Genomic DNA, 23,822 nt, shown 5'->3' on the forward strand with positions numbered 1-23,822 from the left:
GAGCCACACCATGATTGAGTTTCCGGTAGTACTGGTTATTAACTGCGGTTCGTCCTCTGTTAAGTTTTCGGTGCTCGATGCCAGCGCCTGTGACGCCCTGATGACGGGCATTGCAGACGGCATCAACACGGATAACGCCTTTATTTCCGTAAACGGGGGTGAGCCAGCCAGACTGGCTCACCATGACTACGAAGGGGCGCTGGCTGCCATCGCCCTGGAGCTGGAGAAGCGTAACCTGATGAGCAGCGTGGCCTTAATTGGCCATCGCATTGCTCACGGCGGCGACCTCTTCAGCGAGTCGACCCTGATTACGGAGGAGGTGATTGCGCAGATCCGTCAGGTTTCCCCGCTGGCGCCACTGCATAACTACGCCAACTTAAGCGGCGTGGAAGCCGCAGAGCGCCTCTTCCCTGGCGTGCAGCAGGTTGCGGTGTTCGATACCAGCTTCCATCAGACGCTGCCGCCGCAGGCGTATCTGTACGGCTTACCGTACCGCTATTTTGAAGAGTTGGGCGTGCGTCGCTACGGCTTCCACGGCACCTCTCACCGCTATGTGGCCGGACGGGCGCAGGCGCTTCTCGGGCTGTCCCCCGATGACAGCGGTCTGGTGATTGCCCATCTCGGTAACGGCGCCTCCATCTGCGCGGTGCGCAATGGCGAAAGCGTGGATACCTCCATGGGCATGACGCCGCTGGAAGGGCTGGTGATGGGCACACGCTGTGGCGACGTGGATTTTGGCGCCATGGCGTGGATTGCCCAGCAGACTGGCCAGTCGTTCGAGGATCTGGAGCGCGTGGTCAATAAAGAGTCCGGATTGCTGGGGATCTCCGGCCTCTCGTCTGATCTGCGTGCGCTGGAGAAGGCCTGGCACGCGGGTCATGAACGCGCGCAGCTGGCGATCCAGACTTTCGTTCACCGCGTTGCGCGCCATATCGCCGGGCACGCGGCATCGCTGCACCGCCTGGACGGCGTGGTCTTTACCGGCGGTATCGGCGAAAACTCGACGCTTATCCGCGCGCTGGTGGCGGAACACCTGAAGGTCTTTGGCCTCATCCTCGACGACGCCAAAAATACCCTGCCGGGCAGCGCGGGTGAGCGCGTGATCTCCACCGGGTCGTCCCGCGTAGCCTGCGCGGTTGTCCCTACCAACGAAGAAAAAATGATCGCACTGGATGCCCTCCGTCTTGGGAAGGTTACCCCGGCTGCGGCTTACGCCTGATAAAGCGAGAATAAGATGAAAGTAACAATCGATACGGGCGTCGCACCCTACAGCGACGCATGGGCCGGGTTTCGCGGTGAAGAATGGAAAAACGCCGTCAACGTGCGCGATTTTATTCAGCATAACTACACCCCTTATGAAGGCGACGAAGCTTTCCTCGCGCAGGCGACGCCAGCAACGACGGCGCTGTGGCAGAAGGTAATGGTCGGCATTCGTCAGGAGAATGCCACCCACGCCCCGGTAGATTTTGACACCAATATCGCCACCACCATTACGGCTCATGGGCCGGGCTATATCGACCAGGATCTGGAGACGATCGTCGGTCTGCAAACCGATAAACCGCTTAAGCGCGCCCTGCACCCGTACGGCGGGATCAACATGATCCGCAGCTCGTTCGAAGCCTACGGGCGGGAGATGGATCCGCAGTTCGAATACCTGTTTACCGACCTGCGTAAAACCCATAACCAGGGCGTATTTGACGTCTACTCGCCGGAGATGATGCGTTGTCGTAAATCCGGGGTACTGACGGGGCTGCCGGACGGCTACGGGCGCGGACGCATCATTGGCGATTACCGCCGCGTGGCGCTGTATGGCATCAGCTATCTGGTGCGCGAGCGTGAACTGCAGTTTGCCGATCTCCAGCCGAGACTGGAACGTGGTGAAGATCTTGAGGCGACGATCCGCCTGCGTGAGGAGCTGGCGGAACACAAACGTGCGCTGCTGCAGATCCAGCAGATGGCGGCGAATTATGGTTTTGATATTTCACGTCCGGCGATGAACGCCCAGGAAGCGGTGCAGTGGGTCTATTTTGCCTACCTGGCGGCGGTGAAATCCCAGAACGGCGGGGCGATGTCGCTGGGTCGCACGGCCTCGTTCCTCGATATTTACATTGAGCGCGACATGCAGGCCGGGCGGCTGAATGAAGTCCAGGCGCAGGAGCTGATCGATCACTTCATTATGAAGATCCGCATGGTGCGCTTCCTGCGCACGCCGGAGTTCGACACGCTTTTCTCCGGCGATCCGATCTGGGCGACGGAAGTGATCGGCGGGATGGGGCTGGACGGGCGCACGCTGGTGACCAAAAACAGCTTCCGCTATCTGCATACGCTGCACACCATGGGGCCTGCGCCGGAGCCTAACCTGACGATCCTCTGGTCTGAACAACTGCCGATCGCGTTCAAGAAATATGCCGCGCAGGTATCGATCGTCACCTCGTCGCTGCAGTATGAGAACGACGATCTGATGCGTGCCGACTTCAACAGCGACGACTACGCCATTGCCTGCTGCGTCAGCCCGATGGTGATCGGCAAGCAGATGCAGTTCTTCGGTGCCCGCGCCAACCTCGCCAAAACGCTGCTGTACGCGATCAACGGCGGGATGGATGAGAAGCTGAAGATCCAGGTCGGCCCGAAAACCGCGCCGCTGCTGGATGACGTGCTGGACTACGACACCGTGATGGCGAGCCTCGATCACTTTATGGACTGGCTGGCGGTGCAGTACATCAGCGCGCTGAATCTCATTCACTACATGCACGACAAGTACAGCTACGAAGCCTCGCTGATGGCGCTGCACGACCGGGACGTTTACCGCACCATGGCCTGCGGCATTGCTGGCCTGTCGGTGGCGGCGGATTCCCTGTCCGCTATTAAATATGCCACGGTGAAACCGGTGCGCGACCACACCGGTCTGGCGGTCGATTTTGTGATAGAAGGAGATTACCCGCAGTACGGCAACAACGATGACCGCGTGGACAGCATTGCCTGTGACCTGGTGGAGCGCTTTATGAAGAAAATTCAGGCACTGCCAACCTACCGCAACGCGGTACCGACTCAGTCGATCCTGACTATTACCTCCAACGTGGTTTACGGTCAGAAGACCGGCAACACGCCGGACGGACGCCGCGGCGGCACGCCGTTTGCGCCAGGCGCGAACCCGATGCACGGTCGCGACAGAAAAGGGGCTGTGGCTTCGTTAACCTCGGTCGCTAAGCTGCCGTTCACCTATGCCAAAGATGGGATCTCTTACACCTTCTCCATCGTGCCGCAGGCGCTCGGTAAAGATGAGATGGTGCGCAAAACTAACCTGGTGGGGCTGCTGGACGGCTACTTCCACCATGAAGCGGCCATTGAGGGGGGACAGCATCTTAACGTCAACGTCATGAATCGGGAGATGTTGCTGGATGCCATTGCGCACCCGGAGAATTATCCGAACCTGACGATCCGCGTTTCAGGCTATGCGGTGCGGTTTAATGCCCTGACGCGTGAGCAGCAGCAGGATGTGATCTCCAGGACGTTTACGCAATCCATCTGACGCAAGTCAGTCCTGATGCCCCCTCACCGCAGGGGGCATTTTTTTGGCCCGCTTAACATACAAAATTGTTTATATAATTACTCACACATATTCATCCGTTCTTGAAAAACAATACGCCTGCTTTTTCCTATAACAGATTGTAAGGACTGTAAGATGATGAAAATGACCCGCATTGCGTTGGCAGCTGCTTCACTGGTGGTGTGCAGTTTTACGGCGCAGGCCGCTAACGTTGAGGCCGCCCCGTCGCCCTCGCAGGATCCGCTGGTACAGCACCTGAAGCTCAGCAACGAGCAGGTTAAGAAGATTGAAGATCTGCATAAGCAACTGGAAGAAAATGTCAGCAAGATCCCGATGACGGGCGTGAAGGACGGCGCGCTGATCGACATGTTCCAGGCAGGTAAATGGGACGAAAGCACAGTGAAAAGCCAGCTTACCGCATTCAGCAAAATTGAAGAGCAGACCCGTTATTACCGCGTGAAATATTACTTCGACGTCAGCCAGGTATTGACGCCGGAGCAACGCAAGCAGATCAGAACCGATATGGCTAACGCGCTGGCTGAGTGATCCTGGAATCAATCATTTAAAATGAAAACTCACAGAATCGCTTCAATTGGATTCTGTGAGGAATGATCCTGACTTTCATGCTGATGCCCGTTCATTCCATGCATCAGCAAACTCGGTTGGAATACTCAAGTTATGGGTTAAACCTCTAATTTCAACACTCCCTTCACGATCCTGAACATCACATGAACCTTTAATGAGTGAGCCACCGTCGTCATAGAACCAAATGTGAACAGGTACGGCCATGATAAAAACTCCTTCTTTAAATCAATCTTGTATCCATTTTCCTGCTTTTACCGCTTCGGCAAACATTCTTACCGTCAATGGCTTTGATATTTGCTTAACCGGTTCTTTAGTAAACCATTTCCTGAAAAACCAGGTTTGAGTCCAGGGGAAATAATTTTCAGTGTTAACTTCGATACGATACTCTTTTTCGAATCTCTCAATGGCATATACGATATCATCCAGATCGGTGTAATCCTGTAAAACATCATCTATCCCGAGGGGAATCCGTTTACCCGTAAATGTGCCTTGTTCTGGTAAATTATCCCTGAAGAATTTTAAAACATCAGCTTCACTGTTCATCTTCACCAAATCCGGTCTTTTGGGTGAGCAATCGTATTATATCTTGAAAGCGTTTTGTAACTTATCATTGCAACATCTGCAGCAAGTATAGTTATCCCTGGTGCAGGTATCCATCGGCCAATGAACGCACCTAAGTTTTTTGTATACATTGGTTTTCTGTATTTAAAGCTTGCAAGTGTAATTGTAGGTAGTCGGTGTGGTAGCTGTACATTCAATAGATCTCGCAGGTACTTAGATGCCACAGATGTGCCTATTGTAGCCGTTTCTGGCTTTGTTCTGGTTTCAAGTATAGGTACACCAAGAATCATAGTGGCCATCATTACTGCATCCTTTAATCCGCCGAACTGTTCATCGGTGGCATTCAGAAAAATCCAAAAAAATAACTCAGATGCGGAGATGTTACATACACCTTTATAAAAGTATGTTCCATTGAGTTCTTCAACGGTGTCCATAGTATAACCAAAATCATCAGGTGGTTTGTTGAGATGTCATCCTATAAAAAACAAAGGGCTGAGAGTAGGGCATTCATTTTTATAAATTCCGCAATATTCGTTTTTTCAAGAGGGGCTACTATTTTTAAAAGTACATCATTCTTAGAAAGTCTTGGTTATTTTTTTACCAGTTCATGGGGATTTTTTCTCCCTTGCTCCGGTTAAGATTTTCTCACACCAACATTAAGTTTCTGCTGCAATCTGAATCGCAATCGCTGGAAATCGGCAACATAGTCGGCAACGCTAGCGGGACGATCTGCGACGGGGCTAACAGGCAACGAGGGGATTGTGGCGCACGATGTGGAGCAATCGAGCGCGAACCTGTGCGCGCTCGCGTGTCGTTCGATGCAGACCACGGACCGGCAGATTATTGAGATTATGGCGAGTAAGGTGTTGTGAATAGTTCCTCGCCCCTCATCCTAGCCCTCTCCCAAAGGGGAGAGGGAACCAATCGAGCCCCTCGCCCCTTTGGGGAGAGGGGTTGGGGTGAGGGGGATTTCTAAACCGGCAAATCAATCAGCAGCGCGCGCAGCGGCGTATCCGCGACCAGCGTGATATTCGCTTCATCACGAATAAACGCCCCGTCACCGCAGGTGAGCGCTTCCTTCTCTTCCGTATGCGTTACCGCATGCACCGTGCCGTGAATCGACTGCAGATAGGCGCGCGGACCGTGAAGCTGGAAGCTCGCCTGTTCACCTTTCTTCAGTTCGATATGGTGCAGCCACACCTGCTGACGCAGCTGCAGGCTATCTTTGCTGCCGTCAGGTGATGCAATCAGCTGCTGCTTATCGCCCGTCAGGTCTAGCTTTTGTACCAGCGGGTTTTCCCGCTCAGGGCAGGCGTCAAGCCACAGTTGCATGCGGGTCAGCGTTTTGTCTTTGCTGAGGTTATGCTCGCTGTAGCTGATGCCCGGCTGTGTGGAAATTAATAACGCTTCGCCAGCCTTCGCCTGGACATGATTGCCCTCGCTATCGCGGTATTCTGCCTCGCCTTCCAGGATCAGGTTCAGGATATCGACTTTCGGGTACGTACGCGGCTGGAAGGAGGCGCCCGGGGCGAGCACTTCCTGATTTAACACACGTAGTGATGCGTAACCGAGGAGTTTAGGGTCAAAGTAGTGTCCAAAGGAAAAGGTGTAGCGGGCCTGCAGCCAACCGAAATCGGCTTGTCCGCACTGTTTAGCTGTTCTTGTCGTAATCATAAACTGACCTCTCTTTACACTAAAACAATGGTAAAGGTATGGACGCTGCATTGTTAGCCAGATATTCTGCCGGGTATGTTCAAATTTCCTGAATGAGAACGAGATGGCTAAAGAGAGAGCATTGACGCTTGAGGCGCTTCGCGTCATGGACGCAATCGACCGGCGCGGCAGTTTTGCGGCGGCGGCAGATGAGCTGGGGCGCGTTCCGTCTGCGCTGAGCTACACCATGCAAAAGCTGGAGGAAGAGCTGGACGTGGTGCTGTTTGACCGCTCCGGTCATCGAACAAAATTCACCAACGTCGGGCGGATGCTGCTGGAGCGCGGCCGCGTGCTGCTGGAAGCGGCGGATAAGCTCACGACGGACGCCGAAGCACTGGCTCGTGGCTGGGAAACTCATCTGACGCTGGTGACGGAAGCCCTGGTGCCGACCGAATCGCTGTTCCCGCTGGTGGACCGTCTGGCGGCGAAGGCTAACACGCAGCTGTCGATCATCACTGAGGTGCTGGCAGGGGCGTGGGAGCGGCTGGAGACTGGCAGGGCGGACATCGTCATTGCGCCGGACATGCACTTCCGTTCCTCGTCGGAGATCAACTCGCGCAAGCTTTACAGCGTGATGAACGTCTACGTTGCCGCACCCAATCACCCAATTCACCAGGAGCCGGAGCCACTCTCTGAAGTCACTCGCGTGAAGTATCGCGGCGTGGCGGTTGCGGATACCGCACGTGAACGTCCGGTGCTGACGGTACAGCTTCTGGATAAACAGCCGCGACTCACCGTTACGTCTCTGGAAGATAAGCGCCAGGCGCTGCTGGCAGGGTTAGGCGTGGCGACGATGCCATACCCGTTTGTGGAAAAAGACATTGCGGAAGGACGGTTGCGGGTCGTAAGCCCGGAATACACCAGCGAGGTGGATATCATTATGGCATGGCGTCGTGACAGCATGGGCGAAGCCAAGTCGTGGTGTTTGCGAGAAATTCCAAAGCTCTTTGCGCACCACAATAAGTAGATCCGTAGGCCCGGTAAGCGTAAGCGCCACCGGGCTCTGATTTACACGCCGGCTTTCGGATCCGGACCAAAGCGGTTTTCGCCTGGGGTGCCGCTCTGGCAGTTGAAGATCAGAATCACGATCCAGCCCACAATCGGGATCAACAGCAGCAGTAACCACCACGCCGAACGATCGGTATCGTGCAGCCGACGGAACAGTACCGCCCACGATGGCAGCAGGACTAACAGGCCATAGATGGTGGTCAGTACGCCTTCACCGCCAGCCCGCTCCCAGCCGAGAATTTTATCCACGATGCCCAGCACCATAATCAGGACGAAGTTCACCAGAACGAACATCCAGTACTCTTTGCGGCGGGCGCGGCCACCAAATCCAATGTAGTTGCGCAGTACTTTTAAATACCAGTCCATTTTCCTTGCCTCATTAGTCAGTCAATCACTTGTTTTCTAAGCGATCGAGGTAAGGATAGATGGAGATTGTGAATTAAAAAAGGGCATCCATTGATGCCCTTAATATTTATCCAAAACGCACATCGCGCCCGTGCGGTTCATCCAGGTCCTGCCACGGCCCAATGGAGATAATGCCCGTTGGGTTAATGGTCTTGTGGCTGCGGAAATAGTGAGTGCGGATATGGTCGAAGTTGACCGTGTCGGCGATGCCCGGCATCTGGTAGATGTCGCGCAGGAAACCATACAGGTTCAGATAGTCACTGATGCGGTGCTTGTCGCACTTAAAGTGGGTGACGTAGACCGGATCAAAGCGAACCAGCGTGGTCCACAGGCGGATATCCGCTTCCGTCAGACGATCGCCCGTCAGGTAGCGGTGCTGGCCGAGGATCTGCTCCAGACGCTCAAGAGATTCAAAGACTTTTCCGACCGCTTCGTCATACGCTTCCTGACTGGTGGCAAAGCCGGCCTTGTAGACACCGTTGTTGACGTTGTCGTAAATCCAGCTGTTCAGCTCATCAATTTTATCGCGCAGCTCAACCGGATAGTAATCCCCGGCGCGGGCGCCGTGGGCATCAAATGCGGTATTGAACATGCGGATGATTTCCGCAGACTCATTGCTGACAATCGTCTGGTTTTTCTTGTCCCACAGCACTGGCACGGTCACGCGCCCGGTGTAGTGCGGGTCGGCCCGCAGGTAGAGCTGGTAAAGGAAATCATGGTGGTATAGATCGTCGCCGGTCGCGGCAGGGAAGTCACTGTCAAACGTCCAGCCGTTTTCCAGCATCAGCGGGTTCACCACGGAAACCGGAATTAAGGATTCAAGACCTTTGAGCTTGCGCACAATCAATGTGCGATGCGCCCACGGACAGGCAAGGGAGACATAAAGATGATAACGATCTTTCTCGGCCGCAAAGCCGCCTTCGCCACTTGGGCCGGGAGCCCCGTCGGCGGTGAGCCAGTTACGGAAGGCCGAAACAGAGCGCTTAAAGCGTCCACCGGTGGATTTGGTGTCATACCAGACATCCTGCCAGACGCCGTCTACGAGTTGTCCCATTCTTTTCTCCTCCGTCAGATAGCAAAAGCGAGGAGAGATCTCCTCGCTTTGTGTTCATTCAGTATAGCGTGCTTACCATTTTTTATTCAGAACGCGATCGATGCTGTATGCACCCGGGCCAGTGACGGCCAGCAGCAGGAAGCCACCCGCGATGGTCAGGTTTTTCATGAACATCAGAGAGTTCACGCCTTCCGCAAAGTTGCTGTGGAAGATAAACGCGGTCAGCACGGTGAAGCCCGCGGTAAACAGCGCGGTGGTACGGGTCAGGAAGCCGAACAGTACCGCCAGGCCGCCGCCGAACTCAAGAAGAATAGTCAATGGCAACAGGAACCCTGGAACGCCCATGGCTTCCATATACTGCTGGGTACCCGCATAACCGGTGATTTTGCCCCAACCTGCCACGATGAACAGAATTGGCATCAGAATACGTGCTACCAGTACACCAACATCTTCTAATTTTTTCATTTTACTCTCCAGGAAACCACATCAGCGGCTGAACTTTATTTGTCTGCAATTCCGGGTAGATACCGCGGTATTGCTGTCGATGGAGAGCATCATAAACGTGACGGTTGGCGATTGTTAGCAAGGAAAACTGTCAATCTTTTTCAAAGATATTGAGTAAGGGAGCGTGCGCGCTGGTGCCCTTACCCCAACCCTCTCCCACAGGGAGAGGGCGCAAAACAAAAAACGGTAACCAGGGTTACCGTTTTGCTTTTATCACCGCAGCTGCTGCTGACGAATTGTGGCTTTCACCAGACGCCAGGCGCTCCAGGCGCCAAAGCCACGCCGCGCCCAGCGGATCAGCATATTCGGATGACGAACCGTCCAGATAGCCATCACGCTACTGCCGACCAGGGCCCAGGAACGCAGGCTCAGGAAGGTGTTCCAGCCACGATCAAAGCGTCGCGTCGCATCAATCCAGTCGCGACGGCTGGCAGACAGATCCAGCCGTTGCTGCTGGATCTGGCTTAACAGATACGCTTTGCGCTTCTGACGTTCGGCTTTACCGCTCACGGCTTGTCATCCTCCAGCAGGGCGCGATCGTTAGCCAGCTCCTGACGCGTATGGCGCAGGAAAGTGGACTGGCGTGCTTTACGCAGCGTCCAGATCCCGCCAATCAGCGCCGCAACCAGCAGCACGACGGTGGTGGCAATCATCGCGTTAAGACGATACTGCGGGTCAATGGCCCAGATGATTAACACCATCAGGCTCATCAGACCAAACGCGGCGAAGAGCATGGTCAGGCCCAGCATCAGCAGCATCTGGAAGAGGTTCGCTTTCTCCTCTTCCAGCTCTACCACTGCCAGCCGGACGCGCGTTTCGGCAATGCCAACCAGCGTTGTTAATATACGCTGGCCGATGCCGAGGACGTTATTAGCAGGCCCTTGTGCGTGACGAGGATCTTCCATATCAACGACGCGTCAGAAGGACACCCAGTACCACACCGACTGCGGCACCAATCCCGACACCCGTCCATGGATTGTCACGCACGTATTCATCGGCACGGGCAGCCGCTTCGCGGGTCTGTTTTGCCAGTGCATCACCGGTTTCACCCAGGCGATAGCGGCTCTCTTTGAGTGCCTGCTCCGCTTTGCTACGCAGTTTGCTGACCTCTTCCTTTGACTTGTCAGCAGAGGAGTTCAGCACCTCTTCCAGGGTATCGGCCAGGGATTTCAGTTCAGCGCGCAGATGTTCAGACGTCGTATCTTTTGACATGATTCTCTCCTGTTGAGATTTCCGTTAACTCAATAATCGCGAGCTTCCAGCGCTTTCAGGTCGTCCTGCGCTTCTTTCAGCTTCTTCTCGCGCTTAGCAATTTTTTCCGCATCGCCTTTCTCTTTCGCTTCCTGCAGGTCGCGACGGCGTTCGGCTATCTCGTCCTTCTGTTCAGCGATTTTTTTCTGATGATCGGCACGAAGCTTGCTGTCTGTACAGTTCGCTTTCACTTCGCTCAGCGCTTTTTTAAGACCATCAACACGGTGCTGATTGTTATGCTTTTCGGCATAGCCGATCTCACGCTGAATATCCTGTTCTTTCTCCTGACAGAGAGAGTTTGCAAAGGATGCTGTGCTCAAAGAAAAAAGGGCCAGAGCCAGGGTCATGCGGAATTTCATTATCGAAACCTTCCATTGTGTTACGGCGTAAGCCGCGTTCCAGACTAATGCGGAGTACATTCGAGGGGTGCTCCGCGTACTTAAGCATAGTAAGTAAACGGGGGATTCACCAAAGTGGGTGAAAAGATTCGGAATCCTGGTAATTATCCGAACCGATGTGACGTATCGCGAATCAAGGACAGCCAGGCAGCAGGCTGGCTGTCATCTTCCTGCTGAGCGATGATATACCCGTGCGGCAGCGTACGGTCGAGAACCACTTTCGCGGCGGCACTTTGCGCACGGGAATCAAACTTAATCAGTAAAACGTCGTCCTGCGGGGTGATGCTCTTAAAGCGGATCCCGTTCGCATCAAGATGATGCCAGACAGAAAAGCCGTCAGGCACGCTCGCTCCCTGGTTTATCGGGCGAATGGCCAGCGTCGATTCCTGATGCGAAAGCGCACTCCAGGCCAGCAGCAGGGCGCTGATGACCACCAGGGCAATCGCGGCACAGGCAAAGCGGCGCAGGGCGAGCGGCGAGATAACCATCGTTAGCCTTTGGCTCCGTATTTCTTTTTCCACAGGACGACCAGCGAGCCAATCAGGCCGAAGACCAGCAGAACAACGGGCAGCAGCATCAGGCAGGACATCAGCTGGTCCTCATATTTCATGAAGACCGGGGTTTTACCCAGCGCATAGCCCAGTGTGGTCAGAATAAGCACCCACAGCAGGCCGCTCATCCAGTTAAAGAACTGGAAGCGTGTGCTGCTCAGCCCGGAAAGGCCAGCAATGGTCGGCAACAGGGTGCGTACAAAGGCGATAAAACGGCCTATCAACAGCGCTGAAAGCCCGTGTTTATGGAATAGGTGGTGCGCCCGCTGATGATAGTGCGCAGGCAGATGCGAGAGCCAGTTCTGAACGATCCGGGTATTGCCCAGCCATCTGCCCTGGATGTAGCTCACCCAGCAGCCGAGACTCGCGGCGACGGTCAGTAACAGAATGGTTTGCGGAAATGCCATCGCCCCTTTGGCACACAGCACGCCGACAAGCACCAGTAAACTGTCACCGGGCAGGAACGCAGCAGGCAGCAAACCGTTCTCGAGGAACAGGATCATAAACAAGACAAAATAGAGCATGCCAATCATGGAAGGGTTGGCCAGCGTTTCAAAATCCTGCGCCCAGAGGGCATGCAGTAGTTGGGTCAAAAGTTCCATTCAGTGTTCCTGGAAATCGGTTAACGTCACGCCTGTTATCCGGGACAAACAGCACGGCGACATTGTTGTGATTTCATTATGGTCGCTCGCGGACACATTGCGGTGTGGCCAACACTGTTCCCTGTTAATTGGCTGGTTAGCAAGCACTAACTTACAAAATAACGAAGTGAATCCAATTGTAACAAAGCCCAACGTTCTGCGTCACAGAATTTGCAGGGGCGAGTTGATTTTGGCGTAAGGCCAGGAAGTGAGCGAGGGGATTTACAAAGGCTGACACTATATATGTTTTGCTTACCCACTTAAGCCGGAAGGCGCAGCGAAGCGCCTGCCAGCAGAAATGTCATCTATTTTGCGCCACTGGAGGCCGTATCAAGATGAACAACAGGATTATCGGCAAAAAGATAGCGGTCAGCGTTAAATTCGAAGTCGTCGCTGGTTTCATTGAACAGCATCTGCTTGGTGTTTTCCAGGTGCTGCCACATCGCCAGTTTAGCGGCATGAGGGTCTTTACGGATCAGCGCCTTAAGGATTTGATCGTGATCGTCACACCAGTTGTCGACGGTACGGGAATCGATATGGTCGTGCAGTTTTTTCCAGTACGGGTTGTGAACGCGCTGAGTCCACATTTTCTCAACGATTGCCGCCAGCGCCGTATTTTGCGTGGCCAGAGCCACCTGAACGTGGAACTGCAGATCCCACTCTGAATCGCGGAAACATTTTTCCTTGCGGGCATTCTCCTGGATTTCCATCAATTTCATGATGTCCTGCTTGGTCACCTGCGTCGCCGCAAATTCGGCAATATTGCTTTCGATCAGCTGGCGAGCCTGGAGCAGCTCAAACGGACCATAGCTGGCGAATTCCAGACTTTCGTCCGCGACGGGGGAGTGTTTCGGCAGATTGGAAATCACGTGAATGCCGGAGCCTTTGCGTACCTCAACGTAGCCTTCCACTTCCAGCATGATAATCGCTTCGCGCACCACCGTGCGGCTGACGCTTTTTTCATCCGCGATAAAACGCTCGGCGGGAAGTTTGTCACCGACAAGATAGACCCCTTGCTCGATGCGATTTTTCAGCTCGGCAGCAAGTTGTTGATATAAACGACGTGGTTCGGTGATTTCCATATGCGCTCCAGGCAGGGTACGGCAGATGATTTGTTATACCACTTTTGCGTGCCACTCTCCAGATTTTGCCATTAAAAAAGCCGCTACTGAGCGGCCTTTAAATGCCCGGCGGCGCTTCGCTTGCACGGGCCTACGGGTTTTGTAGGCCGGGTAAGCGTAGCGCCACCCGGCGGAAAAATGGTTGCTAACTCTGCGTCGCCGGTTTTCCGAGAGACTCTTTCGCCAGCTCTTCTGCCGATTTGCTTTTCAGCACCGTCCAGATCACCACCGCGCCCATCAGGTCGAAGACCGCCAGTACCGCAAACAGCGGGCTGAAGCCGATGGTATCCGCCAGCGCGCCAACCACCAGCGCAAACATCGTACTTGCGGTCCAGGCGGCCATCCCGGTCAGACCGTTGGCGGTGGCCACTTCGTTACGACCAAAGACGTCAGAGGAGAGGGTGATCAGCGCGCCGGACAGGGACTGGTGCGCAAAACCGCCGATGCACAGCAGGGCGATAGCCACATATGGGCTGGTGAACAAGCCGATCATCCCCGGGCCAATCATCAACAACGCGCCCATGGTCACGACCATTTTACGGGAGACAATCAGATTCACGCCAAACCAGCGCTGGAACAGCGGTGGCAGGTAGCCGCCAACGATACAGCCCAGGTCTGCGAACAGCATTGGCATCCAGGCGAACATGGCGATCTCTTTCAGGTTAAAGCCGTAGACTTTAAACATGAACAGTGGGATCCAGGCGTTAAAGGTACCCCAGGCGGGTTCCGCGAGGAAACGCGGCAGGGCGATACCCCAGAACTGACGGGTGCCCAGGATCTGCCAGACGGTCATTTTCTTGCCGTTGTTGGTCTGATGCTGCGCTTCCTGACCACCAATGATGTAGTCACGCTCTTCGTCAGACAGTTTTTTCTGGTCACGCGGGTGCTTATAGAACAGCAGCCACGCTATTGCCCAGGCAAAGCTCAGCACGCCAGAGATGATAAACGCCATCTGCCAGCTGTGCATTACGATAGCCCACACCACCAGCGGCGGCGCAATCATCGCCCCGATGGACGAGCCCACATTGAAATAACCGACCGCAATCGAACGCTCTTTTGCCGGGAACCACTCCGAGCTGGCTTTCAGCCCGGCAGGGATCATCGCGGCTTCCGCGGCACCCACCGCGCCGCGTGCCAGCGCCAGACCGCCCCAGCTGCCTGCCAGCGCCGTTGCCCCGCAGAACACCGCCCAGGCGATGGCGAAGAAGGCATAACCGATTTTGGTCCCGAGAATATCCAGCACATAGCCTGCCACCGGCTGCATGATGGTATACGCCGCGGAATAAGCGGCAATGATGTAGGAGTATTGCTGCGTGGAGATATGCAGCTCTTCCATTAACGTTGGCGCTGCTGCTGCCACGGTGTTACGCGTCAGGTAGCCCAGCACGGTGCCTAACGTCACCAGCGCGATCATATACCAACGTAACCCTTTAATTTTACGCATCTAAAACCTCATCGTTATGTTATGTCCGCGCCAGAGCACGGCAACCGCTCAACCGTTGCCGGGAGCCGTTGTGTAACGGGAGGGGCGTAGCCGGGAACAGCTCCCGGAACGGCCCGAACCTTGCCATAAGTAAGCGTGCATAAGTCGGTATCCGTACCGTTAAACCCGATGTCTCTCACACCGGTAATGCATTCCGTCGGCTAAGTGTTTGCGACGGCGAAAAGATAACTTGTCATACAACTTTAAAAGGTGAGTGACATCACAAATGTATGATTATTTGTGGGGACATTCGTCGCTGCGGGCAAAGCCAGTAATGGCGCGGCCTGCAGCAGGGTTTGTTCCAGTGAGGGGAATGAATTTGTTGGCGTTTATTGATCTCACTCACGAAAAAAGGTTCGGTGGGTGGAAATTGGTGTGATAACTTTGCAGCATATGAACATACGCTTTCTGACGCTCCCGTAATGAGGAAGACGATAATGACGCCGTTTATGACTGAAGATTTTCTGTTAGATACCGAATTTGCCCGCCGCCTGTACCACGACTACGCCAAAGACCAGCCAATTTTCGACTACCACTGCCATTTACCGCCGCAGCAGGTTGCCGAAAATTACCGTTTCAAAAACCTGTATGACATCTGGCTGAAAGGTGACCATTACAAATGGCGCGCCATGCGCACCAACGGCGTGGCTGAACGCCTGTGTACCGGCGACGCCACTGACCGCGAGAAGTTTGACGCCTGGGCGGCGACCGTTCCGCACACCATCGGCAACCCGTTATTCCACTGGACGCACCTTGAGCTCCGCCGTCCGTTTGGTATCTCCGGAACACTGCTCTCTCCAGCGACCGCGGATGAGATCTGGGATCGGTGTAATGCGCTGCTGGCGCAGGATAACTTCTCCGCGCGCGGCATCATGAAGCAGATGAACGTAAAAATGGTGGGCACCACCGACGATCCGATTGACGCTCTCGAACACCATGCGGCCATCGCCAAAGACAGCGCGTTTGACATCAAAGTGTTGCCAAGCTGGCGCCCGGATAAAGCTTTTAATATCGAACAGGCCACATTTAAGGATTACATGGCAAAGCTGGCCGAGGTTTCTGATACCGACATCCGTCGTTTCGCAGACCTGCAAACCGCGCTGACCAAACGGCTGAATCACTTCGCGGCGCACGGCTGTAAAGTGTCTGACCATGCGCTGGATGTGGTGCTGTTCGCGGAATCAAACGAAGCCGAGCTGGACAGCATTCTGGCGCGTCGTCTTTCCGGTGAGTCCCTGAGCGAGCATGAAGTGGCGCAGTTCAAAACGGCGGTACTGGTGTTCCTCGGCGCAGAATATGCCCGTCGCGGCTGGGTACAGCAGTACCATATCGGCGCGCTGCGTAATAACAACCAGCGCCAGTTTACGCTGCTGGGCGCGGATGTGGGCTTCGACTCCATCAACGACCGTCCGCTGGCTGAAGCGCTGTCTAAGCTGCTGAGCAAGCAGAACGAACAAAATCTGCTGCCAAAAACCATTCTCTACTGCCTGAACCCGCGCGATAACGAAGTGCTGGGCACCATGGTCGGCAACTTCCAGGGTGAAGGGATGCCGGGCAAGATGCAGTTCGGTTCCGGGTGGTGGTTCAACGACCAGAAAGACGGTATGGAGCGTCAAATGACGCAGCTGGCGCAGCTTGGCCTGTTAAGCCGCTTTGTCGGCATGCTGACCGACAGCCGCAGCTTCCTGTCCTATACCCGCCATGAATACTTCCGCCGCATCCTGTGCCAGATGATTGGCCGCTGGGTACACGCAGGCGAAGCGCCGGCGGATATCCAGCTGCTGGGCGAAATGGTGAAAAACATCTGCTTTAACAATGCGCGCGACTACTTCGCCATTGAACTGAACTAAGGCCGTTTGAGGTTGATATGCAATACATCAAAATCCATTCGCTGGATAACGTGGCCGTCGCGCTGACGGATCTCGCTGAAGGCGACGTGGTGACCGTTGATAACCAGAGCGTCACCCTGCGTCAGGCGATTGCTCGCGGACATAAGTTTGCCGTGAAGCCTCTCGCCAAAGGGGACAACGTCGTGAAGTACGGTCTGCCGATTGGGCATGCGTTAGCGGATATTGAGCCGGGTGAACATCTTCATTCCCACAATACCCGCACCAATCTTAGCGATCTGGACGAGTACAGCTATCAACCTGATCTACCCGCAGAAAGCGTTCAGGCGGCGGATCGCGAGGTGCAGGTCTACCGTCGCGCCAATGGCGAGGTGGGGATCCGCAACGAGCTGTGGATCCTCCCGACCGTCGGCTGCGTCAATGGGATTGCGCGTCAGATCCAGACGCGCTTTCTGAAAGAAACCAATAATGCCGAAGGCACTGACGGGGTGCATCTCTTCAGCCATACCTACGGCTGCTCCCAGCTGGGTGACGACCATATCAATACCCGTACCATGCTGCAAAACATGGTGCGTCATCCGAATGCGGGTGCGGTGCTGGTGATCGGCCTCGGCTGCGAGAACAACCAGGTGGACGCCTTCCGCGAGACGCTGGGTGAGTTTGACCCTGAGCGCGTGCATTTTATGGTGTGTCAGCATCAGGATGACGAGGTGGAAGCAGGCGTTGAGCAGCTTCATCAGCTTTATGAGGTGATGCGACATGACAAGCGCGAGCCGGGCAAACTGAGCGAGCTGAAATTTGGTCTGGAATGCGGCGGGTCCGATGGCCTGTCCGGTATCACCGCCAACCCGATGCTGGGCCGTTTCTCGGACTACGTGATCGCCAACGGCGGCACGACGGTGCTGACCGAAGTGCCGGAGATGTTCGGTGCAGAGCGTATTCTGATGAGCCACTGCCGTGACGAAGCGACGTTTGAGAAGACCGTCACCATGGTGAATGACTTCAAACAGTACTTCATCGCCCATAACCAGCCGATTTATGAGAACCCGTCGCCGGGTAATAAAGCGGGCGGGATCACCACGCTTGAAGAGAAATCCCTCGGCTGCACCCAGAAAGCGGGCGCGAGCCAGGTCGTCGATGTGCTGCGCTACGGCGAGCGCCTGAAAACGCATGGTCTCAACCTGCTGAGCGCCCCCGGAAACGATGCGGTCGCCACCAGCGCACTGGCCGGCGCAGGCTGCCATATGGTGCTGTTCAGCACTGGCCGCGGCACGCCGTACGGCGGTTTTGTACCGACGGTGAAAATCGCCACCAACAGCGAGCTGGCGGCGAAGAAAAAACACTGGATCGACTTTGATGCCGGACAGCTGATTCACGGTAAAGCGATGCCTGAGCTACTGGCGGAGTTTGTGGACAGCATTGTGGAATTTGCTAACGGCAAGCAGACCTGTAACGAGAAGAACGATTTCCGCGAGCTGGCGATCTTTAAGAGTGGTGTGACGCTGTAATCGGTGCGGCCTGATGCCCTCACCCTGACCCTCTCCCACGGGGAGAGGGTACAAACACTAAAAACGGCAACCTCAGGGTTGCCGTTTTGCTGTTAACCTCGCAGGGCGTTCTTCGCTAAACGGGCGTCTTCCGCCTGACAGGCCGCCGCGGTAAACAGCACGTCGGTAGAGGAGTTCAGCGCGGTTTCGCAGGAGTCCTGCAGCACGCCGATGATAAAGCCGACGGCTACGACCTGCATGGCGATCTCGTTCGGGATACCGAACATATTGCACGCCAGCGGGATCAGCAGCAGCGAACCGCCCGCCACGCCGGATGCGCCACAGGCGCACAGCGACGCCACGACGCTCAGCAGCAATGCGGTTGGCAGATCTACCGGAATACCCAGCGTATGCACCGCCGCCAGAGTCAGTACAGTGATCGTAATCGCCGCACCCGCCATATTCACGGTTGCGCCCAGCGGGATCGACACGGAATAGGTATCGCGGTCCAGGTTCAGCTTCTCCGCCAGCGCCATGTTCACCGGAATATTTGCCGCAGAGCTGCGGGTGAAGAAGGCATAGACGCCGCTCTCACGCAGGCAGGTCAGCACCAGCGGATACGGGTTGCGGCGGATCTGCCAGAACACCAGCAGCGGGTTGATCACCAGCGCCACCAGCAGCATGCAGCCGATCAGCACAACCAGCAGCTGGGCATAGCCCCACAGCGCGTCAAAACCGGTGGTCGTCAGCGTGGAGGAGACCAGACCGAAAATCCCGACTGGCGCAAAGCGAATCACCAGTTTGACCATAAAGGTCACGGCGTTCGACAGATCGTTTACCAGGTTTTTGGTGGTCTCATTACCGTGACGCAGCGCGAAGCCCAGACCAATCGCCCAGACCAGAATACCTATGTAGTTGCCGCTCATCAGCGCCGTGACAGGGTTAGAAACCATGCTCATCAGCAGACCGCGAAGCACTTCCACAATTCCTGAGGGTGGTGTGATCTCACCGGCGGCGCTGGTCAGATGCAGCGTGGACGGGAACAGGAAGCTAAATACAACGGCGGTTAATGCCGCCGAGAAGGTTCCCAGAACATACAGGAACAGAATAGGGCGAATGTTGGTTTTTTGTCCGTGTTGATGGTTGGCGATAGATGCCATCACCAGCATCAGAACCAGTACCGGCGCGACGGCTTTCAGGGCGCCAACGAACAGTGTCCCAAGTAGCCCCGTAGCTTCCGCGGCAGGTTTTGAGACCATCGCCAGCAGAATACCCAGCACCAGCCCGACCAGAATTTGTTTTACGAGGCTGCCCTGCGCCAGGCGCGCGAACAGACCGCTAGATTGTGTGCTCATACGTTATTCCTGAGTGAAATTGCGTTCCATCCTGGATGTGCTCTAAGTCACATTTATGTCCGGATGTAAGAAAATGTTTGCCAGGTCGAGTATAGGGAATGCGCGAAAGGAGGGAAGCGTAAAATGCTGGATTTTACGTGTTGTGTCATGTTTTTTAACTATTGATTAACGAAAGTGCCGGGTGGCGCTGCGCTTGCCCGGCCTACGGGGTGACGTTGTAGGCCCGGTAAGCGCAGCGCCACCGGGCAAAACGCACTAAGCCTGCTGCTTCTTATCGTGCTGGCGGTTAACCCAGGTATTGATAATCAGCGTCACGATCAGAATGCCAAACACCACGCCGAGCGAGATGGCGATTGGGATATGGTAGAAATCGACGATCAGCATCTTGATACCGATAAACACCAGGATCACCGACAGGCCGTACTTCAGCATTGAGAAGCGCTCCGCCGCGCCTGCCAGCAGGAAGTACATGGCGCGCAGACCGAGGATCGCAAACAGGTTTGAGGTCAGCACGATGAACGGGTCGGTGGTCACCGCGAAAATAGCCGGGATACTGTCCACGGCGAAAATCACGTCGCTCAGCTCAACCAGAATCAGCACCAGCAGCAGCGGGGTGGCAAACAGCAGGCCGTTCTTGCGCACGAAGAAGTGCTCGTTCTCGATCCTGTCGGTCATGCGCAGATGTCCACGGATCCACTTCACCAGCGGACGATCGCCAATCGCGGAGCCGTCCTCTTTCGCCAGCGCCATTTTGACCCCGGTAAACAGCAGGAACGCGCCGAAGACGTACAGCAGCCATTCGAACTGGGTAATCAGCCAGCTACCGGCGAAGATCATAATGGTACGCAGAACAATCGCGCCCAGCACGCCGTACACCAGCACGCGGCGCTGCAGGGCAGCAGGTACGGCAAAGTAGCTGAACAGCATCAGCCAGACGAAGACGTTATCGACTGCCAGCGCTTTTTCAATCAGATAACCGGTGAGGAAGGCGAGCGCCTGAGGATCGGCCACTGCCCGGCCCTCGGTGGAGGCCAGATACCACCAGAAGGCGGCGCAGAAGAGCAGAGAGAGGGTAACCCACACCAGCGACCAGACGGCGGCCTGTTTCATGGTCATACCGTGCTCGCCGCGACGCCCCTGCAAAAAGAGGTCGATCGCCAGCATGATGAGCACGATAACCGCGAATCCGCCCCACAACATTGGAGTGCCGACAGAATGCATACTATTTTCCTTACACATAAAAAACAAAAACGGCTATGGTCAGAAGACGATAGCCGTTAGCTTTTTATGCATAGACCTCGCCTTCCGGCAAGGTCTCACTTACAACCACGAGGGTTGCCCGGCGACCGGATGCGATTTTGCACGCATCGTAATGACGATCCACCGGCGAAGAAGTTACTCCCCTTTGCAGGTAACAAAATATGTCAGACCATTGGTTTCGTCAATGGTCTGCGCCGTTTCATTACACAGCTTTACGCGATAGCGTTCGCGCTCACGCCGTCTGCCGGGAACACCACGCCGGTCTGACGGCGGATCTCCGTTTGCAGTTTCGACGTGCTGCGGCTCACCGCGAGCCCCGGGTGATTCACTTCGTTGTCTTCCACCAGGCGGGCGAAGACCTCTGCCTCATAGAGCATAGTGTTTATATGCTGAGGCTGCGTCAGCTCCTGCGATTTACCGCCGCGCGGCACAAAGCTGACCTTCTGGCACTCTGAGATCTTCTCGATAACCAGCGACCCGGCTTCGCCCTGAATTTCGCTCGGCAGGACGGAATCGCTGACTTTGGAGTGCTGCAGCGTGACGCTGAAATCACCGTAATCCAGCACCACTAACCCGTGTGCATCCACGCCGCTCTCCAGCAGGCTGGCCTGAGCCCTTACGCTGTGCGGCTCGCCCCACAGCGCCACGGCGGAGGCCAGGCAGTAAAAACCGATATCCATAATCGAGCCGTTCGAGAAGGCCGGGTTAAAGGTGTTCGGGTTCTCGCCGTCCAGGTAGCGCTGGTAGCGCGACGAATACTGGCAGTAGTTGATAAAGGCTTTACGCATCTTGCCAATTTTCGGCAGCGACTGCTGCAGCAGCAGGAAGTTTGGCAGGCTGGCGGTTTTGAACGCTTCGAACAGCACCACCTGGTTTTCGCGGGCCAGCGCGATGGCGGCTTCCACTTCATCGATGTTCGACGCCAGCGGCTTCTCGCAAATCACATGCTTTTTATGGCTGAGGAACAGCTTCGTTTGCGGGAAGTGCAGAGAGTTCGGGCTGGCGATATACACCGCGTCAATGGCGTCGCTTTGCGCCATGTCATCAAGCGAGGTGAAGAGATGCTCAACGAGGTAGTCGTTGGCAAAGCTCTGCGCCTGCTCAAGGCTGCGGGAATAGACTGCGGTAAGTTTAAGTTTGCCGGTTTCGTGGGCGGCGTCGACGAACTGGCGCGTGATCCAGTTCGTACCAATGACTGCGAAACGTATCATAAACGTTTACGTACTCCGTAGCGGGGAAACTTTAGCCACTGTAGCACGTCATCATGACAATTCGCGTGCGCTACTGCGCATTACCTTTTAACGATAAATGCGTCAGCCACAGACGGGTATCAAACTCCAGCTGGTGGTACTGCGGCTCCATGTGGCAGCACAGGGAGTAAAACGCTTTGTCGTGTTCTTTCTCTTTCAGGTGCGCCAGTTCGTGCACCACGATCATTCGCAGGAAGGCTTCCGGCGCGTTGCGGAAAACCGTCGCGACGCGGATCTCGGCTTTCGCTTTCAGCTTGCCGCCCTGCACGCGGGAGATGGCGGTGTGCAGGCCGAGCGCGTTTTTCAGCACATGGATCTTGTTGTCGTACATCACCTTATTGATCGGCGGCGCGCTCTTCAGATACCGGTTTTTCAGATCCTGCGTATACTGCCAGAGGGCTTTATCGGTCGCGACATCGTGCGTGCCGGGGTAGCGTTTTTCCAGCACGGCACCCAGTTTCTGCTCGGCAATTAACGTGCGGACCTGGGAAAGCAGATGCTCCGGGTAGCCCTGGAGATAAGTCAGCTGGTTCATCAAAACCCCAAAATAAGTTGAAAACGGGTATACTCACGCACCCTTTTCAGGGATAACGCCGAAATTTTACCATTCAGGAGGGCCGATGAGCCACTTAGACAACGGTTTCCGTTCACTCAACCTTAAACGTTTCCCGGAGACGGACGACGTTAACCCGCTTCAGGCGTGGGAAGCGGCGGATGAGTATCTGCTGCAGCAGTTGGATGAGACTGAAATCCGCGGCCCGGTTTTGATCCTGAATGATGCCTTTGGCGCACTGGGCTGTGCGCTGGCGGAACACGCGCCGTACAGCATCGGCGATTCTTACTTAAGCGAGCTGGCGACGCGTGAAAACCTGCGCCATAACGACATCGAAGAGTCCAGCGTGAAGTTCCTCGACAGCACCGCGGACTACCCGCAGGCGCCTGGCGTGGTACTCATTAAAGTGCCAAAAACCATGGCGCTGCTGGAGCAACAGCTGCGTGCGCTGCGTAAGGTCGTGACGCCAGAAACCCGCATCATCGCGGGTGCCAAAGCGCGCGATATTCACACTTCGACGCTGGAGCTGTTTGAGAAAGTCCTTGGGACAACCACCACGACGCTGGCATGGAAAAAAGCGCGGCTGATCAACTGTACGTTCAGCGCGCCCGATCTGGCCGACGCGCCGGACACGCTGAGCTGGAAGATGGAAGGGACCGACTGGACCATCCACAACCACGCGAACGTCTTCTCCCGCACCGGTCTGGATATCGGGGCGCGTTTCTTTATTGAGCATCTGCCGGAAAATCTGGAAGGGGAGATTGTCGATCTGGGCTGCGGTAACGGTGTGATTGGCCTGACGCTGCTGGCGAAGAATCCGGAGGCCAGCGTGGTGTTCAGCGACGAATCGCCAATGGCGGTGGCCTCCAGCCGTCTGAACGTGGAAACCAACCTGCCAGAGGCGCTGGACCGCTGCGAGTTTATGATCAACAACGCGCTGTCCGGCGTAGAGCCGTTCCGCTTCAACGCGGTGTTCTGTAACCCGCCGTTCCACCAGAAGCATGCCCTGACGGATAACGTCGCCTGGGAGATGTTCCACCACGCGCGCCGCTGTCTGAAGATCAACGGCGAGCTGTACATCGTTGCCAACCGCCATCTGGACTACTTCCACAAGCTGAAGAAGATTTTCGGTAACTGCGTCACCATCGCGACCAACAACAAGTTTGTGGTGCTGAAATCAGTGAAGCTGGGGCGTCGTCGTTAAGATTGTTTTGCCTGGCGGCGCTGCGCTTGCACAGGCCTACGGTT

25 protein-coding genes and 2 pseudogenes are annotated in these 23,822 nt (G+C 55.5%); 8 read left to right on the plus strand and 19 right to left on the minus strand.

Going from position 1 to position 23,822, the window contains the following annotated elements; genetic code table 11:
* Positions 1 to 10: 10 nt before the first annotated feature.
* The 3 genes from tdcD (at position 11) to GM298_RS08025 (ending at position 4,093) form a co-directional block, all read left to right on the plus strand.
* Positions 11 to 1,219, plus strand: coding sequence for a propionate kinase (tdcD, locus tag GM298_RS08015; protein WP_045286336.1), 1,209 nt, complete (start codon positions 11 to 13; stop codon positions 1,217 to 1,219).
* A 15-nt stretch (positions 1,220 to 1,234) separates the two neighbouring features.
* Entirely contained in the window at positions 1,235 to 3,529 is a 2,295-nt protein-coding gene (pflB, locus tag GM298_RS08020; RefSeq protein WP_045286335.1) for a formate C-acetyltransferase, read from the plus strand.
* A 153-nt stretch (positions 3,530 to 3,682) separates the two neighbouring features.
* On the plus strand, positions 3,683 to 4,093 hold the full coding sequence (locus GM298_RS08025; RefSeq protein ID WP_045286334.1) for a Spy/CpxP family protein refolding chaperone: 411 nt from the start codon (positions 3,683 to 3,685) through the stop codon (positions 4,091 to 4,093).
* A gap of 105 nt (positions 4,094 to 4,198) precedes the next feature.
* Here the strand turns inward: GM298_RS08025 and GM298_RS08030 are convergent.
* The 3 genes and pseudogenes from GM298_RS08030 to GM298_RS08040 form a co-directional block, all read right to left on the minus strand.
* A pseudogene (locus GM298_RS08030) lies at positions 4,199 to 4,336 on the minus strand (type VI secretion system tube protein Hcp); the annotation flags it as partial.
* Positions 4,337 to 4,357: 21 nt separating this feature from the next.
* On the minus strand, positions 4,358 to 4,675 hold the full coding sequence (locus GM298_RS08035) for a DUF1493 family protein (RefSeq protein ID WP_259567072.1): 318 nt from the start codon (positions 4,673 to 4,675) through the stop codon (positions 4,358 to 4,360).
* Between the two features lie 2 nt (positions 4,676 to 4,677).
* Positions 4,678 to 5,127 (minus strand): STM2901 family protein, encoded by a 450-nt coding sequence (locus GM298_RS08040; protein WP_259567075.1) that lies wholly within the window; start codon positions 5,125 to 5,127, stop codon positions 4,678 to 4,680.
* 300 nt (positions 5,128 to 5,427) lie between these two features.
* Here GM298_RS08040 and GM298_RS08045 point away from each other — a divergent pair.
* Positions 5,428 to 5,565, plus strand: a pseudogene (locus tag GM298_RS08045) (serine dehydratase subunit alpha family protein); the annotation flags it as partial.
* A gap of 100 nt (positions 5,566 to 5,665) precedes the next feature.
* Here GM298_RS08045 and GM298_RS08050 read toward each other — a convergent pair.
* Positions 5,666 to 6,367: a pirin family protein gene (locus GM298_RS08050; RefSeq protein WP_025759872.1), complete on the minus strand. Its 702-nt coding sequence runs from the start codon at positions 6,365 to 6,367 to the stop codon at positions 5,666 to 5,668.
* A gap of 103 nt (positions 6,368 to 6,470) precedes the next feature.
* Here GM298_RS08050 and GM298_RS08055 point away from each other — a divergent pair, with 103 nt between their 5' ends.
* Positions 6,471 to 7,373 (plus strand): LysR family transcriptional regulator, encoded by a 903-nt coding sequence (locus GM298_RS08055; RefSeq protein WP_025759871.1) that lies wholly within the window; start codon positions 6,471 to 6,473, stop codon positions 7,371 to 7,373.
* Between the two features lie 41 nt (positions 7,374 to 7,414).
* Here the strand turns inward: GM298_RS08055 and GM298_RS08060 are convergent, their stop codons facing one another.
* The 11 genes from GM298_RS08060 to GM298_RS08110 form a co-directional block, all read right to left on the minus strand.
* Positions 7,415 to 7,780 (minus strand): DUF805 domain-containing protein, encoded by a 366-nt coding sequence (locus GM298_RS08060; protein WP_025759870.1) that lies wholly within the window; start codon positions 7,778 to 7,780, stop codon positions 7,415 to 7,417.
* 106 nt (positions 7,781 to 7,886) lie between these two features.
* Positions 7,887 to 8,873, minus strand: a complete 987-nt coding sequence (locus GM298_RS08065; RefSeq protein ID WP_225288005.1) for a glutathione S-transferase family protein — start codon at positions 8,871 to 8,873, stop codon at positions 7,887 to 7,889.
* A gap of 72 nt (positions 8,874 to 8,945) precedes the next feature.
* Complete coding sequence (locus GM298_RS08070) at positions 8,946 to 9,338, minus strand: DoxX family protein (RefSeq protein ID WP_023309292.1); 393 nt, start codon at positions 9,336 to 9,338, stop codon at positions 8,946 to 8,948.
* Between the two features lie 252 nt (positions 9,339 to 9,590).
* Positions 9,591 to 9,887, minus strand: a complete 297-nt coding sequence (locus GM298_RS08075; RefSeq protein ID WP_008503139.1) for a YqjK-like family protein — start codon at positions 9,885 to 9,887, stop codon at positions 9,591 to 9,593.
* Complete coding sequence (locus GM298_RS08080; RefSeq protein ID WP_025759867.1) at positions 9,884 to 10,282, minus strand: phage holin family protein; 399 nt, start codon at positions 10,280 to 10,282, stop codon at positions 9,884 to 9,886. The genes GM298_RS08075 and GM298_RS08080 overlap by 4 nt, the downstream gene beginning before the upstream one ends.
* A 1-nt stretch (position 10,283) precedes the next feature.
* Entirely contained in the window at positions 10,284 to 10,589 is a 306-nt protein-coding gene (locus GM298_RS08085) for a DUF883 family protein (protein ID WP_008503141.1), read from the minus strand.
* A 29-nt stretch (positions 10,590 to 10,618) separates the two neighbouring features.
* Positions 10,619 to 10,987 carry a DUF1090 domain-containing protein gene (locus GM298_RS08090; protein ID WP_025759866.1) on the minus strand — a complete coding sequence of 123 codons (369 nt, stop codon included), beginning with the start codon at positions 10,985 to 10,987 and terminating at the stop codon, positions 10,619 to 10,621.
* A 143-nt stretch (positions 10,988 to 11,130) separates the two neighbouring features.
* Positions 11,131 to 11,514 carry an EnvZ/OmpR regulon moderator MzrA gene (mzrA, locus tag GM298_RS08095; RefSeq protein WP_025759865.1) on the minus strand — a complete coding sequence of 128 codons (384 nt, stop codon included), beginning with the start codon at positions 11,512 to 11,514 and terminating at the stop codon, positions 11,131 to 11,133.
* A gap of 2 nt (positions 11,515 to 11,516) precedes the next feature.
* Positions 11,517 to 12,179, minus strand: coding sequence for a DedA family general envelope maintenance protein YqjA (gene yqjA, locus GM298_RS08100; RefSeq protein WP_266153907.1), 663 nt, complete (start codon positions 12,177 to 12,179; stop codon positions 11,517 to 11,519).
* Positions 12,180 to 12,523: 344 nt separating this feature from the next.
* Entirely contained in the window at positions 12,524 to 13,300 is a 777-nt protein-coding gene (gene exuR / locus GM298_RS08105) for a transcriptional regulator ExuR (protein WP_025759862.1), read from the minus strand.
* Between the two features lie 184 nt (positions 13,301 to 13,484).
* A complete protein-coding gene (locus GM298_RS08110; protein ID WP_025759860.1) occupies positions 13,485 to 14,783 on the minus strand; it encodes an MFS transporter in 1,299 nt (432 codons plus the stop codon).
* Positions 14,784 to 15,259: 476 nt separating this feature from the next.
* On the opposite strand from GM298_RS08110, the gene uxaC reads away from it, so the two are divergent.
* Both uxaC and GM298_RS08120 read left to right on the plus strand, forming a co-directional pair.
* On the plus strand, positions 15,260 to 16,672 hold the full coding sequence (uxaC, locus tag GM298_RS08115) for a glucuronate isomerase (RefSeq protein WP_266153908.1): 1,413 nt from the start codon (positions 15,260 to 15,262) through the stop codon (positions 16,670 to 16,672).
* Between the two features lie 17 nt (positions 16,673 to 16,689).
* Positions 16,690 to 18,177 (plus strand): UxaA family hydrolase, encoded by a 1,488-nt coding sequence (locus GM298_RS08120; RefSeq protein WP_266153909.1) that lies wholly within the window; start codon positions 16,690 to 16,692, stop codon positions 18,175 to 18,177.
* A gap of 92 nt (positions 18,178 to 18,269) precedes the next feature.
* On the opposite strand, the gene sstT is transcribed toward GM298_RS08120, so the two are convergent.
* From sstT to GM298_RS08140, 4 genes are all read right to left on the minus strand, one after another.
* Complete coding sequence (gene sstT / locus GM298_RS08125) at positions 18,270 to 19,511, minus strand: serine/threonine transporter SstT (protein ID WP_266153910.1); 1,242 nt, start codon at positions 19,509 to 19,511, stop codon at positions 18,270 to 18,272.
* Positions 19,512 to 19,766: 255 nt separating this feature from the next.
* Positions 19,767 to 20,732, minus strand: coding sequence for a TerC family protein (locus GM298_RS08130; RefSeq protein WP_025759576.1), 966 nt, complete (start codon positions 20,730 to 20,732; stop codon positions 19,767 to 19,769).
* Between the two features lie 251 nt (positions 20,733 to 20,983).
* On the minus strand, positions 20,984 to 21,982 hold the full coding sequence (locus GM298_RS08135) for a Gfo/Idh/MocA family protein (RefSeq protein WP_025759577.1): 999 nt from the start codon (positions 21,980 to 21,982) through the stop codon (positions 20,984 to 20,986).
* Positions 21,983 to 22,052: 70 nt separating this feature from the next.
* Positions 22,053 to 22,556 (minus strand): YgjP-like metallopeptidase domain-containing protein, encoded by a 504-nt coding sequence (locus GM298_RS08140; RefSeq protein ID WP_025759578.1) that lies wholly within the window; start codon positions 22,554 to 22,556, stop codon positions 22,053 to 22,055.
* A gap of 85 nt (positions 22,557 to 22,641) precedes the next feature.
* Between GM298_RS08140 and rlmG the strand changes: the two genes are divergently transcribed.
* Positions 22,642 to 23,778: a 23S rRNA (guanine(1835)-N(2))-methyltransferase RlmG gene (rlmG, locus tag GM298_RS08145; protein WP_088244388.1), complete on the plus strand. Its 1,137-nt coding sequence runs from the start codon at positions 22,642 to 22,644 to the stop codon at positions 23,776 to 23,778.
* Positions 23,779 to 23,822 lie beyond the last annotated feature (44 nt).

Origin of the sequence: Enterobacter sp. HSTU-ASh6, assembly GCF_026319105.1 — a bacterium.
Lineage (GTDB): Bacteria > Pseudomonadota > Gammaproteobacteria > Enterobacterales > Enterobacteriaceae > Enterobacter > Enterobacter sichuanensis.